Source organism: Flavobacterium sp. SORGH_AS_0622 (genome assembly GCF_030818825.1).
Lineage (GTDB): Bacteria > Bacteroidota > Bacteroidia > Flavobacteriales > Flavobacteriaceae > Flavobacterium.
The window spans coordinates 4,706,619-4,721,815 of sequence record NZ_JAUTAX010000001.1 but is presented as its reverse complement, the minus strand read 5'-3'; the positions used below and the strand labels follow the sequence as shown (position 1 = coordinate 4,721,815).

Sequence of the window (15,197 nt, the reverse complement as noted above, 5' to 3'; positions counted from 1 at the left end):
CTTTACTTTTTTTATACCTCTTGTTTTAATTCTTCAAAAAGGTCATTCATTTTTTCTTTTAAATCGATAAACATACTTTCCAGATCTAAAGTATTCAAATTGTCTTTTTCTAATTTCTTTAAAATTTCACCAATTTCATTCGCCTGAATTTGTTTAAACATTGGTGCAATACGATGTGCAATCGATTTTATTTCGTCGTGATTGTTTTCTTGTATAGCCGTGCTCAAAAGACCTATATTTTCTATACTGCTGTCTATGAAAGATTTTAGAACCTCTTTCAAAGCGGATTCATCTTGACCAAGAAAATCTTTTAAAGTATCTAAAGAATACATTTGAGAAGAATGATTTTCTGCAGTTTCTGAAAATTCAGTATCTGGAATTTCTTCATTGTCTAAAATATGCTGGATAGTTTCGAGCAAAATTTTTGGCGAATATGGCTTTTTGACAACAGTAGAAAAACCAGCTTCTTTATAAACCGAAAGGTCCAAATCTGTTCGACCAGTTAACGCTATTACGGGCTGATTTTTGAAAACAGAATCAGGAAGTTCACGAAGCTTTTCTAAGAACAAAAATCCGTCGATTTCTGGCATCTGAATATCAGTAATCACAAAATCAAAAGGCGTGTTTTGAATGGTTTCTAAAGCCTTTGCAGGATTGCTAAAAGATAAAACCTGATGTTGTTCTTGTTTTAAAACACCACTCGTTAGATTCAACAGATTAATGTCATCATCAACAACAATAAAAGTTTGTTTTTTAGTGCTTTTTAATGGCTTGTTTTTGACTTCAGTTGTAGTTGGCTGGCTACTATTATCAAAAATTAATGGCAGTTCAACTTTAAAGGTGCTTCCTTTGCCATAAATACTTTCTAAACTCAAAGTTCCGCCCAAAATAGAAATAATCTTTTGGCAAATCGATAACCCTAAACCAGTGCCGCCATATTTTTTCTCGATATTTTCATTTGCCTGCGCAAATTCTTCAAAAACTAATTTTTGATTTCCTTTTTCAATTCCAATTCCGGTATCTTGAATAGAAATAGTAAAAGTCTGGTCTTCATTCGCGTAAGCGGCAATTCTAATGTGTCCTTCCTCTGTAAATTTATAAGCGTTTCCAATAATATTGGTTAAGATTTGTTTTAGTCGAAAAGGATCGCCAACAATGCGTTTCTGAAACTTTTCATCGACATTAATAATCAGGTCAATATTTTTTTCCTTGTAAACAGTTTGAATGTTTTTGGCAACATCTTCAATAATTTCGGGAAGTAAAAACGGAACTTTTTCGATGGCAATTTTTCCCGCTTCGATCTTCGAAAAGTCCAATAAATCCTGTACTAGCTGTGTAATATATTCAGAAGAATTTTTAATGTTTTTTACAAAATAAGACTGCTTGGTATTAATATCTGAATTTCCTAAAAGTTCAGAATATCCCACAATCGTACTCAAAGGAGTTTTTAAATCGTGGCTTACAGTCGAGATTAATTGCTCGCGGCTTTTAAGAAGGTTTTTGGTTTTGAAATTGGCAATTTCCAGTTGTTTTTTATAAACCTGTGATTTAGAATAATCACTCACAATTAAAATAGAGAAAAACACTGTCAGCAATAAACCAATAACAGCAGAAGCCGTCACGATTTCATTGACTCTTTTTAGTGATTTTTCTTTTAGTGAATTGTTTTTTATCGAATTGATAATGATTTCTCGTTCAATAATTCGAAGTACTTTTCGCAGCTGATCTGAAATCGCCATTTCGTTTTGAAGCAGTTTGTTTTCTTCAAAATTTAGGGATTCTTTTTTCTTTTCAGCTTTCATTTTTACGGTGCTCAACAGCTTTTTAGAATTTGCTAAAATAGAATCCGAAGCTTTTTTGCTCAACGTATTGGTGCTGTCGTCTGGAATATTTTGATTGAGATAATCTACATATCGCTGTAAAACACCACGCTGATAACTTCCCAATTGATTTGGGTTTTTAGTAAAATCCTGAAGTTCGAGTTTTCTCAAATTAAACTCCATTTTCGTGATTTCGTCAATAGCATTATTTACAGAAGTTTCGTCATCTGCTTTATTTTTTATTTCTTTTAACTGCTTGATGTTTTTAGTCTTTTCAGATAAAAGATAAGTCACACTATCCAGAAGTGTTTTTTGGTATTCTGTAGTAACAATTTGTTTTAAAGTATCAATGCGAAGACGAAGCGAATCTGTCTCTATCAAATAATTTTTAAAATCTTTTTCGGAGTTATTTTGAATAGTCTGTCTTGCTAAACTTTCTGTTTTATAAACGTTTGAGAAAAGTTTACTGACTCTAAGAATTTTGGTTTTTTCGAAAGCGATTTTGTCTTCCAATTTGTTGTAAACGACATTTTCAGAATATAAAAACCATCCAACTGTAACAACCAAAGCCAATAATGCAACATAGCTGAATAAAACTTTGAGTGCCGTGTAACTTCTTTTGCTCTCCATATTTTGCTGAAAATGTTTTTAAATTTGGGATGAATCTAAACTCCTGCAATTTATCTAAAAAAATCTGTTTACCGAAAAGTAAATCTCTTCAATATGTTACATAATTGTAAGGTTTACAAATAAAAACAGCCGTAGATTATGTAAAATCTACGGCTGTAAAATTGATCTTTTATAAATTATAGCGTTTCATCTAACCATTTAAAAAATTCACCTTGCCAAACCTGAGCATTTTGAGGTTTTAACACCCAGTGATTTTCATCTGGAAAATAAACAAAACGGCTTTTAATGCCCCTTAACTGCGCTGCTTGAAAAGCTTCTTGTCCCTGCCCGATCGGCACACGGAAATCTTTTCCTCCTTGGAAAATTAAAATTGGTTTATTCCAATTCTGAACCAGAGTTGCAGGATTAAAAGTAGTATAAGCTTTTTGAGCTACAGCATTATCTTTTTCCCAGTAAGGCCCGCCGAAATCCCAGTTGTTAAAGAAAACTTCCTCAGTAGTTCCTAACATTGAAACAGTATTGAAAACACCATCGTGAGCAATAAAAGTTTTGAAACGGTTTTTGTGAATTCCAGCTAAATAAAACACAGAATATCCGCCGTAACTAGCACCAACACATCCTAAACGAGTTTTGTCAACGTATTTTTCTTTAGCAACATCATCAATTGCCGAAAGATAATCATCCATAACTTGTCCGCCCCAATCTTTACTAATTTGCTCGTTCCATTCAACACCATGTCCTGGCATTCCACGACGGTTTGGAGCAACCACGATATAACCTTTTGCGGCCATCAAAGAGAAATTCCAACGGAAAGAATACGATTGTGTCAACGCACTTTGCGGCCCGCCTTGACAGAATAGTAAAGTTGGATATTTTTTAGAAGCATCAAAATTTGGAGGCAAAATTACCCAAACCAGCATTTTTTTGCCATCTGTAGTTGTAACGTAACGTTTTTCGGTTTTGCTTAAAGTTAAAGATTTGTACGTTTCTGTATTCACATTTGAAAGCTGTTTCCAAGTATTTTTCTTCAAATTAAAAGAAAAAATTTCACCAGCATGATTCATATCTGTTCTGGTAACAATAATATCATCTCCAGAAAAACCTACTAAATCATTTACGTCAAAATCTCCGTTTGTCAATTGGCGAACGTTGATTGCGATTTTAGCTAAACCAGGAAAATTAACAGAGAAAAGTTGTTTCGTTCCGTCAATTGGAGCCACAAAGAAAACTGTTTTTCCGTCTGTACTCCACATAAAATTATCTACAGTTCCGTCCCAGTTTGCCGTTAAGTTAGTTTTGATTCCTTTAAACTCAACAATGATATCGTTTTTATCAGACTCATAACCGTCGCGTTTCATTTGCAGCCAAGTTAAATTTCCTGTTGGAGAAAATTGCGGAGCCGTATCGTAACCCAAATTACCTTCAGTTTTATTAATGGTTTTTTGAGTTTCTAAATTGTACTCATAAATATCTGTATTGGTAGAAATCGCGTAAGCAGTTCCTGCTTTTTTCTTGCACACATACAAAATGCTTTTGCTATCTGGCGACCAGATATAATCCTCGTCACCGCCAAAAGGTTTTTGCGGAGAATCAAAATTTTCTCCTTTTAAGATGTCGATTCCTTTTGAGCCGTCTTTGTTTTCTTTATAAAAAACATGGTTAAATTTTCCTTCGTTCCAAGTATCCCAATGACGGTAATCTAAACCATCATAAATTTGCGCATCAGATTTGGTTAATTTTGGATAAAAATCTTTTCCTAAAACTTTGTCAATTTTTACTTCTTCATTGTAAACGATAAATTTTCCATCTGGCGAAATATTTTTATCTGCCAAAATATCTTTTGTATCTTTAATTTCAACTGCATTTCCTCCATTTACAGGAATCGTATAAATTTTAGAAGTCGACTTATTTTCTTCTACAGAAGGCGTAGAAACTTTAAAAACAACATTTTTTGCATCTTTAGAAATGCCAAGAGGTGTCACTCTTCCTAATTTCCATAACAATTCTGGTGACATAACATTCTGTCCGATAGCGTTTAAACTCATCATTATTAAGGTTGTTAATAATACTTTTTTCATAATCAAATTATTCTATTTTTTGTGGCGCTAAAAATACAACAATAAAATTCCAATATTTTAAATTCCAAATCCCAAAAAATGTTAAAAGTTCTAATTTTTATCCCGAGGGTTCGGGAACAAATTCCAAAAATTGTGGTGATTGAAAATTTAAAAAGAAAACTCGAAATTTGGTCCCGAACCCTTGGGATAAAATATTGGAATTTATTTAAAATTTGGAATTTAAAAAATTGTAATTTAACCCAATATTGGAATTTAGAAAAGATGGAATTAAGTTATTGGGAATTAAAAAACTGGTTCACGAATATAGATTATACAATTGTGGGAAGCGGAATCGTTGGCCTGCATACGGCATTGCGCTTACGCGAAAGATTTCCGACAGCTAAAATTCTTGTTCTCGAAAGAGGAATGCTGCCTCAGGGTGCAAGTACAAAAAATGCTGGTTTTGCGTGTTTTGGAAGCCTTTCTGAAATTTTGGAAGATTTAAAAACACATTCAGAAGATGATGTAGTAAATCTTATAGAAAAACGTTGGAGAGGTTTGCAGCTGCTTCGAAAAAGATTAGGAGATTCTGCGATCGATTTTAAACCTTACGGAGGATATGAATTGTTTTTGAAAGAAGATGAATTCGGATTTAATGAATGTGTTTCTAAAATTTCTTTTATTAATGAAGTACTAAAACCACTTTTCAAAGCTGATGTTTTTTCTAAAGAAATAGACCGTTTTGGATTTGGAAATATTCAGGAATATTTGATTTTTAATCCGTTTGAAGCGCAGATTGATACTGGAAATATGATGCAGGAATTATTGAAGCAGGCAGTTGCTGCCAATATTTTAATTCTAAATCAGCAAACGGTAACTTCTTATGCAGATGCGGGAAATCATGTTGAAGTTGTTCTGAACAATTTTAATTTTACAACCCATAAATTGCTTTTTGCAACAAATGGTTTTGCGGGATCTTTAACCAGCGGAGCTGTAAAACCCGCAAGGGCGCAAGTTTTAATTACAGAACCCATTCACAATTTAGATATAAGAGGAACGTTTCATTTAGATCGCGGTTATTATTATTTTAGAAATATTGATAATCGAATTTTATTAGGAGGAGGACGAAATTTAGATTTTGAAGCAGAAACCACGATCGAATTTGGACAGACGAAAATTGTACAAAATAAATTGGAAGATTTGCTGAAAAATGTAATTTTACCAAATCAGGATTTTCAGATCGCGCACCGATGGAGCGGCATAATGGGAGTCGGAAACAGTAAAAACCCTGTTGTTTCTCAACTGTCTGAAAACGTGTTTTGTGGAGTGCGTTTAGGCGGAATGGGAGTAGCAATAGGCAGTTTAATAGGAACAGAATTAGCAGATTTAATATAATGGCAGCACCCAAAAAACCAGTACCAAAAAAAACAACCGCAGCGAAACCAAAACCAAAATCGTCTCCTAAAAAAGGAAATCGATCTTTAGGAGAAAAAATAAAGTGGTTTTTTATAAAAGCAGCTTTATGGTTTTTCGGACTATCAATTGGGTCGGTTATATTTTTTAAATATGTTCCCGTTCCTTTTACACCCTTAATGATCATTCGAGCTATCGAAAATAAAATGGGAGGAAAGGAAGTTTATTTTGATCACGATTGGGAACCAATTGAGAAAATCTCAATGAATTTGCAAAAAGCAGTAATTGCTAGTGAAGACGCTACTTTCTTAACGCATAATGGCTTTGATTTTAAAGCACTTCAAAAAGCCTATAAAAGCAATGAACGCGGACGCCGAATTCGCGGTGGAAGTACTATTTCGCAGCAAACCGCCAAAAACGTCTTTTTATGGCAGGGAAAAAGTTATTTGCGAAAAGGTCTCGAAGCTTATTTTACGGTTTTAATAGAATTGATTTGGGGCAAAGAACGTATTATGGAAGTTTATCTAAACAGTATCGAAATGGGTGATGGTGTTTATGGAGCTTATGCTGCAACAGAACATTGGTACCGTCGCGATGCTTCAAGTTTAACGCCAATGCAGGCGGCAGGAATTGCGGCCATTCTTCCAAATCCAAGAAAATTTAAGGCTACAGGTTCTTCAAGTTATATCAACAGAAGAAAAGAACGAATTGTGCGCGAAATGCGATACGTTGGAAAAATCAATTATAAAGGTGATGGGAAAAAGTAAAAAGACTTTTTTTGCTTTTCTGATATTAACAGTAACGTTGACTTTTGGACAAGGAAAAACTTCAGAAATAGGTTTTATATCGGATAACGATTTGTATACTTCGTCTAAAAATGACATGTATTACACTAACGGATTGGAGATTTTTTATCGTTTTTTATCAAAGAATGAAAATCCGAAAATCAATAAAAAAGTAACAGAGTTCCGTATCGGACAATATATTTATAATCCGAGATTTATAAATAAAGAAGCAGAGTATGTAAGCGATAGGCCCTTTACTGCCTATCTTTTTGCAGAAGCAGGGAGAAGCTTTTTTTATCAAAGTGAGTCAGTTTTAAAAACCGATTTTCAGCTGGGCTTTATGGGACCAAACGCGTTAGGAGAAGAAACACAGGTAGGTTTTCATAATTTAATTGGCTATAAAAAAGTATACGGCTGGGAACATCAACTTCACAACGCTTTTGGAATACAAGCGCATGTAATGTATGCTAAAAAAATGTTTCCTTCAAAACACAACGATTTTATTGATCTGTACTTTCAATCAGAAGGCAGGCTGGGAACAATTTATACAGGTGTTTCAACAGGTTTTATGGCAAGATTTGGTTTTAAAAGACTGACACCAATTTACAATTCTAATATGTATCATGCTTCTGTAAATTCAGAAGCACAGCCTAATATAAGGGAGTTTTATTTCTACATGGCACCAAGTGTAAATTACCAATTTTACGATGCCACAATCGAAGGCAGCTTGTTTAATCATACCAACCCAATTACCTTCGATTTGGTTCCACTTCGTTTTAATGGTGAAGCAGGTTTAAAATACCGTCACAATAATTTCAATATTTCGTATTCTTTCCTTTACCGTGGACGCGAATCAAAAGGTGATGTTAATGATACAAATCGCGGTTATTTTTATGGATCGATTCGAATGGGGTTTTTGTTGAGGTAGATTTTCTATGCACAAAGGCGTTAAGACGTGAAGATTTTTTTAAAATGAAAGTTTAAAAGTTATTTGGAATTATTTTTTCTTGTTCTTCTTTTTTGTCTTTTATGCTTTTATGAGCTATAAATGGGGATCGTTTTTGATTCCAAACTTTGTCGTTGGATATTTTATTACTATTCTTAACCTATTTTTATTACAAATACAATGATAGAGGATTGATTCTGATTTCTATGTTTAATCTGTTCTTGTATGCCCTTTTATTCCTTTCGTCAATATTTATTTATTTTGATAGAGAAAACGAAAAAAGAACTTACTACATATTTCCTATTCTTATCTCTATTTTATTAATGATTGTACAAAAGCAGACTATGAATTATGAGGCTCTTTGGGGTATAAACATACCAGTTGCTGGGGCATTTTTTCCTTTGTATTTTTTGAAGTATTACTTAAAATACATGAAGGAAGAAGTTTGATAATAAGTGAAAATTTTTTACAAATCCACGCTATCTACTTTAAATGCTTTCGGATTTAATCCATTTCCATGTTTTTAGACAAATCCTCCCATTTTTGATCCAGACAAACTATAGTATTTTCCATTAGAGCGACATTTACATCAGAAGTGCTTTTTACTTGCGGACTTAATACTGCTTTTCCATTTTCGAAATAAATATAAGCATCAACATTGCTGTCTCCCCAAAAGTATGGGTAAACTATTGCTCTGTTTTCCGTGCTTTCGGTAACGAATTTTTCCATACTAACGATAAAAGCAAGCATGGGCAGCATTTCAACATAATTTTCACTGAAAAACAGCAATCCCCATTGCCATTCTTCTTTCGCTTCATCATAGTCTGAAAAAGCCATTGCTTGTTTGTATTCCATCCATCCATCAAGAACTTCCTGATTGGTTTTTTCATTGTAGTAACGAAGATATTCTGGCGTTAAATCCATTTTAGAATACATTTCACGGCTGTCCCACCATTTTTGCCAGTTGTCGTTTAAGGTTGGTTTTTCGGGAGCGCTTTTTAAAAAATTTTCTAGCTGCGCTTTTGTGATTTTTAATTTAGAGAATAAAGAACTTAATTCAGACATTATTTAAGATTTTAATGAAACATAATTAAACAATCAGCGGTTTGTTTTTAACGATTATTTTGAAATTTATATAAAGAAATATACTGATAATGAGATCGAATCTCAATACTATTTTTTATTTCGACTCATGCTTTTTTAGAATATAATGTAATGTAAATACTGTAATTATAGATAAAATGGAAATAGGTAAAAATGACAATGTAAGCGTATGAAGCAATTCTTCTGTAAATAGAAATGTGCTCCACGAAGATTCTCGATCAACAAAAATGCTGTAATTCCAGAAAAACCATATTGAAATTAAGAATAATAATTGAAGAAAAACTATTGAATAGCTGTTTTTAAGGAAAGAAAGAAACCGAAAAACTATTGATAATAAAATTGAACAAATGAAAGACATTAAATAAGCGTCATAAGAAAAAGAACAGTCGAGACAGCTGCTTGAACTTCTTTCAGAAAGGCTTCCCATTGCCCAGTAAATTTGTATAAAAGTAACAATGAAAATTGTAATCGCAGTTATAGAAAGTTTTAGTAATAAAGGGAATAATTTAATTTTTAAGGTTTGCTCCATTTGTTTTTATTGTCCGAAAGGTTTACTTGTTTAGATTTTGACAAAAATAAAAATAAAGAAATATTTCGGGAATTGGCATTGTTTAACTTTAAAGAAACACTTAACCTTTTGATAATATGCTTAATAATTAAAATCTTTACATTTAATTAAAATTCAAACTATGAAAATTAATTGGATTGTAATAGGAGTTGTAGCACTATTAGTTATCATCTTGGTTATTTTGACACTCAGAAAAAACCAAAAAGAAAAAAGGAAATTGGAAAATTTGCTGAATAATGATTTCAAAAAAACAGACAAAGACGACGTAGATGCTGAAGATTCGGCAAATGAAAAATAAAAATAAAACCGCATAACTAGTTGCTATGCGGTTTTTATCGTTTATTTTATAAAAAGGTAGATTTTATTTTTTAGTATAAATTCCTTTAAAAGCTCCTTTGGATTCTATTTCTGTATCTGATATTTTGACAAAACTATAAGTTCTTTTGGAAGAAGCAGAATTTTTATATTGTAAAATATAAGAATCATCGGTTTGTGTTTGCGTAATTTCTGGATCTTCATCCTGAATGATGTAATACTGTACTTCTCCTTTAGCCGAATAAAGATTTCCATAAGAGTTACAAGTAATATCAGATTTTGTAAATTCAAATATTTGACCTTTAGAGTCAATCCATGTTCCTTGAATCCACTGAGGAGGATTAATTTTAGCATTGATATTATAACCACCATCAATACTCATACCATCTTGACTTTCGTCAGATGAACATGAATACATAAAAACTAGACTTAGTAAAACTATTAATTTTTTCATCATTAAATTTTTTTACAAAATTGATTCGATGAAATTTGAACGAGATACTGGTTTAGTTTTAAATATAATAAATTAGGACATTTTTTTAGAAAAAAAATGATGCCATAAAAGAATTCTTTGGTCCAAAACTTCTAAATAATAATTTTGATAATAATGCTTAATTATGGTTTTATTCTGAAATTATTATTACAAAATAAATAACAGATACAATTAAGAGAACTAATCCGATTATTAGTAATATGTCATCTTCCGCAGAACTAATGCTTTTTTTGACTAGATAATAACGATCGATCAACATTCCGATTTCGTAAAATAATAGAAAACCAATTAAGGTTAATAAACCATATACTTTTTCTAATCCGCCGCTTCCGCTAAAAGCGCCTTCATGAGCAAACCAGCCAATAATTAAAGCTAGCGGAATAATTAATAATGTTGATTTTATAAGAAGCGGACTTCCTTTCCAGAATAATAATGCAATCAAAGCTATTATTGGTAGTAATAACCATCGTAATAATAATGTCATTTTTAAGTTGATTTTACAGATTACTAATTTGTATGGTAAAGCTTAAATTTTGCTAAGGTTATAATTTAATGTAAGTTACTTAAAAATGTTTTTATTTGTGCAGGTTGTCTTTTAAAAGCTGTAATTCTGCTATTAGATATTAATGCAAAAGGCTATTGTTGAAGTTTAAATTTCCATTCTACGTTTTTTGTCGCTATCTAAATAAAAAACCGTATCACAACTAAGTAATACGGTTTCTGGGGAGAATATCGGATTCGAACCGATCACCTTCCCGATCCATCGGGATACTTTAGCCTTTTGTAGCTATAAGATTCTCAATGTATTTTCTACTTTTCATTTTTTTAATTTGCATTTCTCTTTGGTAAGCTTCACTTCTTGTATGAAAAGTTTCGAAATATTTTATTTCCCAATCCTTAGCTGTTCTTGTAAATTTACTTCTGCTGTTTAAATGATCATTTAGACGTTGTTCGATATTTTGGCAAGATCCAATATAATATTTATTCAGTGAAGAAGAATATAAAATATAAGTGTAAAACATAGTTTTATATAAATGAAAATACCCAAACCGAATCAATATCTGTTTGGGTATTTTTTTAATTATTAGTGGAGAATACCGGATTCGAACCGGTCACCCCTTGCCTGCCAGGCAAGTACTCTAGCCAAATGAGCTAATCCCCCTTTTGTTTTGTGAAGAATATCGGATTTGAACTGTCACCTTCCCGATTTTCATCGGGATACTCTAGCCAAATGAGCTAATCCCCCTTTTGTTTTGTGAAGAATATCGGATTTGAACTGTCACCTTCCCGATTTTCATCGGGATACTCTAGCCAAATGAGCTAATCCCCCTTTTGTTTTGTGAAGAATATCGGATTTGAACTGTCACCTTCCCGATTTTCATCGGGACGCTCTAGCCAAATGAGCTAATCCCCCTTTTGTTTTGTGAAGAATATCGGATTTGAACTGTCGCCTTCCCGATTTTCATCGGGACGCTCTAGCCAAATGAGCTAATCCCCCAAAAGCATAACAAATAAAGTCAAATAATTCTCAAAAAACAAATTTAGAAATCAATCAGACAAAATATTTTGCAAAAGCGTAACTTTACGTTTAAATCTATTTTTTATGAGTTCAGAAAATCTAAATGGAAGTTTAGAAACTTCTTTTCAAAATACAATTGCAACGGTTCAGTTTGGTCATCCTGCAAGTAATTCTTTTCCGCGTCAATTACTAGATCAGCTTACCGCCGAAATTAATTCGTTAAGCCGAAATGAAAATGTTTCGGTTATTATTTTAAAAAGTGAAGGTGAGAAAACCTTTTGTTCAGGCGCTTCTTTTGATGAACTTTTAAAGGTTGAAGATGAAGAACAGGGAACTGAATTTTTTTCTGGTTTTGCCCATTTGTTGAATGCAATGCGAAATTGCAATAAAATTATAATCGGTCGTGTACAAGGGAAAGCTGTTGGCGGCGGTGTCGGAATTATTGCTGCCTGCGATTATGTTTTTGCGACTCCACAAAGTGATATTAAATTATCTGAATTGGCAATCGGAATCGGACCTTTTGTAATTGAGCCTGCGGTTTCTCGCAAAATAGGGAAAACAGCAATGACAGAAATGACCTTAGCAGCACATGAATGGAAATCGGCAGATTGGGCTTTTCAAAAAGGACTTTATTCTGTTTTAAAAGATATTCGTGATCTTGATGCAGACGTTGAAAGTTTTGCTCGAAAATTAAGTTCATACAATCCTGAAGCTTTGCAGGAAATGAAAAAGATTATTTGGGAAAATACAGAAAACTGGGAATCGCTTCTTTTCGAACGTGCTGCAATTACGGGTAAACTAGTTTTATCTGATTTTAGCAGAAATGCTTTGCTTCAGTTTAAAAAATAGATAAGGGAAATTCCAACTGGAGAAATTCTAAGTGGAGAAATTCCAAATTCCAATTACATTAAATTCGTAATGGATTTTGGAATTTTTCTTTATTTGGAATTTATTATTTAAACGGTTATTAATTCGTAAATTTGCATCCTTAAAATTAAACATCGATGAGTAATATCAGAATTACAAAACAATTTAGTTTCGAAACTGGACATGCATTGTACGGTTACGACGGAAAATGCAAGAACGTTCACGGACACAGTTATAAATTATCGGTAACTGTTATTGGTTCGCCAATTACAGATCGATCGAATGTAAAGTTCGGAATGGTAATTGATTTTTCGGATCTAAAGAAAATTGTAAAAGAAGAAATCGTCGATCAGTTTGACCATGCAACTGTTTTTAACCAAACAACGCCGCATATCGAATTGGCTAATGAATTGAAAAATCGTGGTCATCATGTTATTTTGGTAGATTATCAGCCAACAAGCGAAAATATGGTGGTAGATTTTGCAGAAAGAATTGTGGCAAGACTTCCAAAAGGAATTTCTCTTTTCTCGCTAAAACTTCAAGAAACAGAATCTTCTTTCGCAGAATGGTACGCTTCTGATAATTTGTAAAAAAGTTAAAAGTGAAATGTGAAAAGTAAAATGCTTTTCATTTCACATCTTACATCTCACAATTCACATCTCACATTAAATGAAAAAAATATATTTTGCTTCAGATCAGCATTTTGGTGCGCCTACTCCAGAATTGAGTTTGCCACGTGAAAAGAAATTCGTGGCTTGGCTTGATGAGGTTAAAGAAGATGCAGAAGCGATTTTTTTATTGGGTGATTTATTTGATTTTTGGTTTGAATACAAAACGGTGGTTCCAAAAGGATTTGTACGCATTTTAGGCAAACTGGCTGAAATTCGCGACAGCGGCATCCCGATTTATTTTTTCGTTGGAAATCATGATTTATGGATGAATGATTATTTTGAAACCGAATTGAATATTCCCGTTTATCACGATAACAAAGAGTTTACTTTTAACGGAAAAACCTTTTTAATTGGTCACGGCGACGGAAAAGGTCCTGGTGATAAAGGTTATAAAAGAATGAAAAAGGTATTTACGAATCCGTTTTCAAAATGGCTTTTTCGATGGCTTCATCCAGATGTTGGTGTAAGTTTGGCGCAATATTTATCGGTTAAAAACAAATTGATTTCTGGAGATGAAGACATTAAGTTTTTAGGCGAAGAAAAAGAATGGCTGATCTTGTACGCAAAGCGCAAACTAGAAACCAAACATTATAATTATTTTATTTTCGGACATCGCCATTTACCAATGATTCGTACCGTTGGAGAAGATTCCCAGTATGTTAATCTGGGCGACTGGATTGGTTATTTTACATATGGTGTTTTTGACGGCGAAACTTTTGAATTGAAGGAATTCAAGAACTAATTACTTTTTGCTGTTTGGATAAATTGCAATTTTGTGTGTTCTCAAAATATAATTTGAAAGTTGTTTACTGTTCGAAAGCTGAAAACTAATTGCATTTGAAGCTTTCTTAGGCATGTGGCACTCTACACAATTGTCGGCTAATAATTTTTCGGGCATGCTTTTAAGCGTTGTTTCGTTGTGTTTTAAGCCTTGATGACAGGTCATGCAGATTTTAGAATATGACACCATGTTTTTAGATGCATTTTCATGTGGATTATGACAAGTAATACAATCCATTTTTTCGCTGTTGATAAAACATTTACTCTGAGCCATTAATCTAAATTGATTTCCATGAACATCAAATTGTGTTGTATCATTTATACTTCTGGTTTCCCGAAAGAAGTCTGAAAGATTATCTCCAGGCTTAAATTCAAAACGAGATTTTAATTTCATTCCATCATTTCCTGCATGACATAATGCACAGGCATCTAGTTTTTGTTGTCGGTTCAGTGTTTTAAAACTGGTAATACTGTTTGCGACTTTCACATTTGGATTTTTTAAATGAAATTCCACATGTTTTTTTGCTGGTCCGTGACAGCGCTCGCAGTCAATTCCGTAAACAATAGTTTTTTTATTGATAACATCTTCAATGTCCATAGACATAAAGTTTTTTTCTGCAGAACTTTGGTCAACTGTTCTAGAACTGATATTAGAACTATGGCAGGCGTAACAATCTTTTACGACCATTCGATCAAAATAAGGTTTATCGGCAGGAAAACCAGGACTTGTAGCCCAGTTATTTACAGAATGATAATAGGAAAGAGGTAATTCGTAAGTATTATTATTTCTCCAGTAAACTGATGTTTGGGCGTGTTTGGTTCCAAAAACAATTTCGAATTTATATTTGGCTGTTTCTTTTCCATTTTTATACAAAACTTGGTACAAACTGTCGCCATGTTTTTCCATGACCAATTTGGTGTTTTTATCATAAATGAAAGTATGATTTTTAGAATCAAAATCGCCAGAAACATTTTCTAGTATTGCCGGCGCTGTAGCTTTGAAGTGTGAACTATGAAACACCATTTCCGACTGCGTTTTATGGCATTGAACGCAGCTTTCAGAACCTGCGTAATCAGTTCCGCGCGGGTCAATATATTCTTCTGGTTTATTGTTGCAGTTGACAAATAAGATTGCCAAAAGAATATTGGTAATTAGAAATACAGCTTTTTTCATTGCTGTAAATATACTTTTTTTTGAATTGAATCAAAATATATTTCAATAATGAACA

15 protein-coding genes and 1 tRNA gene are annotated in these 15,197 nt (G+C 32.9%); 7 read left to right on the top strand and 9 right to left on the bottom strand.

Going from position 1 to position 15,197, the window contains the following annotated elements; translation table 11 throughout:
- Nucleotides 1-11 precede the first annotated feature (11 nt).
- Both QE431_RS20295 and QE431_RS20290 read right to left on the bottom strand, forming a co-directional pair.
- Nucleotides 12-2,450, bottom strand: a complete 2,439-nt coding sequence (locus QE431_RS20295; protein ID WP_307299730.1) for a hybrid sensor histidine kinase/response regulator — start codon at nucleotides 2,448-2,450, stop codon at nucleotides 12-14.
- Nucleotides 2,451-2,626: 176 nt separating this feature from the next.
- Nucleotides 2,627-4,528: a S9 family peptidase gene (locus QE431_RS20290; protein ID WP_307299729.1), complete on the bottom strand. Its 1,902-nt coding sequence runs from the start codon at nucleotides 4,526-4,528 to the stop codon at nucleotides 2,627-2,629.
- A gap of 261 nt (nucleotides 4,529-4,789) precedes the next feature.
- Here QE431_RS20290 and QE431_RS20285 point away from each other — a divergent pair, with 261 nt between their 5' ends.
- Genes QE431_RS20285 through QE431_RS20275 form a run of 3 tightly spaced genes read left to right on the top strand, consistent with a single transcriptional unit; the run spans nucleotide 4,790 to nucleotide 7,633 of the window.
- Nucleotides 4,790-5,902 (top strand): FAD-binding oxidoreductase, encoded by a 1,113-nt coding sequence (locus QE431_RS20285; RefSeq protein WP_307299727.1) that lies wholly within the window; start codon nucleotides 4,790-4,792, stop codon nucleotides 5,900-5,902.
- Nucleotides 5,902-6,687, top strand: a complete 786-nt coding sequence (gene mtgA, locus QE431_RS20280) for a monofunctional biosynthetic peptidoglycan transglycosylase (RefSeq protein ID WP_057115154.1) — start codon at nucleotides 5,902-5,904, stop codon at nucleotides 6,685-6,687. Before QE431_RS20285 ends, mtgA begins: the two co-directional genes overlap by 1 nt.
- Entirely contained in the window at nucleotides 6,674-7,633 is a 960-nt protein-coding gene (locus tag QE431_RS20275) for a lipid A deacylase LpxR family protein (protein WP_307299723.1), read from the top strand. The genes mtgA and QE431_RS20275 overlap by 14 nt, the downstream gene beginning before the upstream one ends.
- A 522-nt stretch (nucleotides 7,634-8,155) precedes the next feature.
- Here QE431_RS20275 and QE431_RS20270 read toward each other — a convergent pair.
- Together QE431_RS20270 and QE431_RS20265 are read right to left on the bottom strand one after the other, a co-directional pair.
- Complete coding sequence (locus QE431_RS20270; RefSeq protein WP_307299721.1) at nucleotides 8,156-8,716, bottom strand: hypothetical protein; 561 nt, start codon at nucleotides 8,714-8,716, stop codon at nucleotides 8,156-8,158.
- Nucleotides 8,717-8,831: 115 nt separating this feature from the next.
- Nucleotides 8,832-9,284 carry a hypothetical protein gene (locus QE431_RS20265; RefSeq protein WP_281866813.1) on the bottom strand — a complete coding sequence of 151 codons (453 nt, stop codon included), beginning with the start codon at nucleotides 9,282-9,284 and terminating at the stop codon, nucleotides 8,832-8,834.
- A gap of 160 nt (nucleotides 9,285-9,444) precedes the next feature.
- On the opposite strand from QE431_RS20265, the gene QE431_RS20260 reads away from it, so the two are divergent.
- Nucleotides 9,445-9,621, top strand: a complete 177-nt coding sequence (locus QE431_RS20260) for a hypothetical protein (protein ID WP_307299720.1) — start codon at nucleotides 9,445-9,447, stop codon at nucleotides 9,619-9,621.
- Between the two features lie 63 nt (nucleotides 9,622-9,684).
- Here QE431_RS20260 and QE431_RS20255 read toward each other — a convergent pair whose 3' ends face one another.
- The 4 genes from QE431_RS20255 to QE431_RS20240 form a co-directional block, all read right to left on the bottom strand.
- A complete protein-coding gene (locus QE431_RS20255) occupies nucleotides 9,685-10,092 on the bottom strand; it encodes a hypothetical protein (RefSeq protein ID WP_057115150.1) in 408 nt (135 codons plus the stop codon).
- A 169-nt stretch (nucleotides 10,093-10,261) separates the two neighbouring features.
- On the bottom strand, nucleotides 10,262-10,615 hold the full coding sequence (locus tag QE431_RS20250; RefSeq protein WP_057115149.1) for a hypothetical protein: 354 nt from the start codon (nucleotides 10,613-10,615) through the stop codon (nucleotides 10,262-10,264).
- A gap of 289 nt (nucleotides 10,616-10,904) precedes the next feature.
- On the bottom strand, nucleotides 10,905-11,153 hold the full coding sequence (locus QE431_RS20245) for a GIY-YIG nuclease family protein (RefSeq protein ID WP_307299718.1): 249 nt from the start codon (nucleotides 11,151-11,153) through the stop codon (nucleotides 10,905-10,907).
- A 66-nt stretch (nucleotides 11,154-11,219) separates the two neighbouring features.
- A tRNA-Ala gene (locus QE431_RS20240) sits at nucleotides 11,220-11,293 on the bottom strand.
- A 441-nt stretch (nucleotides 11,294-11,734) separates the two neighbouring features.
- Between QE431_RS20240 and QE431_RS20235 the strand changes: the two genes are divergently transcribed.
- From QE431_RS20235 to QE431_RS20225, 3 genes are all read left to right on the top strand, one after another.
- Complete coding sequence (locus tag QE431_RS20235) at nucleotides 11,735-12,499, top strand: enoyl-CoA hydratase/isomerase family protein (RefSeq protein WP_307299716.1); 765 nt, start codon at nucleotides 11,735-11,737, stop codon at nucleotides 12,497-12,499.
- A 155-nt stretch (nucleotides 12,500-12,654) separates the two neighbouring features.
- Nucleotides 12,655-13,107: a 6-carboxytetrahydropterin synthase gene (locus QE431_RS20230; RefSeq protein ID WP_035653234.1), complete on the top strand. Its 453-nt coding sequence runs from the start codon at nucleotides 12,655-12,657 to the stop codon at nucleotides 13,105-13,107.
- A 79-nt stretch (nucleotides 13,108-13,186) separates the two neighbouring features.
- A complete protein-coding gene (locus tag QE431_RS20225; RefSeq protein ID WP_307299711.1) occupies nucleotides 13,187-13,930 on the top strand; it encodes a UDP-2,3-diacylglucosamine diphosphatase in 744 nt (247 codons plus the stop codon).
- Here QE431_RS20225 and QE431_RS20220 read toward each other — a convergent pair whose 3' ends face one another.
- Nucleotides 13,931-15,142 carry a cytochrome c3 family protein gene (locus QE431_RS20220; protein WP_307299710.1) on the bottom strand — a complete coding sequence of 404 codons (1,212 nt, stop codon included), beginning with the start codon at nucleotides 15,140-15,142 and terminating at the stop codon, nucleotides 13,931-13,933.
- Between the last annotated feature and the right edge of the window lie 55 nt (nucleotides 15,143-15,197).